Raw genomic sequence first — 1150 nt, forward strand, 5'->3', positions numbered from 1 at the left:
AAGATTCGTTCTATTGGTATCAACAAGTGATAGCATCAAATGGAGATAAATTATAAAGGTATATTATAAGTATTTTAGGGTTAGAGCCCGAGACATAAATTAATATAGTAGGACCTACAGTGTTATAATGGCGGGCCCCCAACACAAAGAATTTCGAAAAGAAATTCTACAGGTAATGCAAGTTGGCGGGGCCCCAACACAGAGAAATTCGAAAAGAAATTCTACAGGCAATGCAAGTTGGCGGGGCCCCAACACAGAGAATTTCGAAAAGAAATTCTACAGGTAATGCAAGTTGGGGAAGGACAGGAATAAATTTTGCGAAAATATCATTTCTGTTCCAATCCCGTGATGTTAAAATTTTTAAAAAAATAATGCCACTAACTAAGTATAGTGTTAATGTTTGAGTGTTTATGAAAGTCTTTAACCCAAATTGATGACTTACTAATCAACGATAACGATATTGTTAAGTAGATGATTAGTGTCACAAAGAAATTAAAGTAGCAGTCAAACATAGATACAAAGTACAGTTAGTGGCATTATATTTAGTCCTCTTTTTTAGCGACAAAAGTAATATAATTCATATCTTTACGCAATTTAGTCATCGTTTTAAACATTTTACAAAACATTGGTCGATTTTCTTTTTTTAAAGCATTTTTGATAATCTTTATAGTTCCAACAATACCTTCGTCATAAATTAAACCTTTTGGTGTCATTAAACTCATTGGACCAGTATGATAATGCACATGATTAAAACCAGCTTGATGATATAAATCTAACCAGCCAAGTTTCGTCTGCGGTGAGACATTGACATTAATTGCTGCAGATAATGATTTAACAACATGTGTGGCATGTGATTCATTAACGATGACAATATCATGTGTTAACAAGATACCCCCAGGCTTTAAGACTCGGTAGTACTCGCGTAATGCTTTTTCCTTTATGGCGATGGGTAACATTGTTAACATTGCTTCATTTAAAACGATATCGAATTGATTGTCATCAAAGGGCAATTTAACAGCATTTGCTTGTTGAACTTGAATATATGATTCAAGACCTGCTGCTGAAATATTTTCCTGTGCTTTTTCTAATGCTTTCTTATTTATATCAACGCCTTGAATGTGACAGCCATATGTATGAGCTAGATAAATAG

The 1150-nt window shown here is 33.7% G+C and carries 1 protein-coding gene; it reads right to left on the reverse strand.

Translation table 11 applies throughout. From position 1 onward, the window contains the following. Window positions 1–542: 542 nt before the first annotated feature. A partial coding sequence (locus IDG60_RS15120; RefSeq protein ID WP_206160865.1) for a class I SAM-dependent methyltransferase occupies window positions 543–1150 on the reverse strand: 608 nt, incomplete at its 5' end.

The sequence above is a fragment of the Staphylococcus sp. EG-SA-2 genome (genome assembly GCF_017152085.1).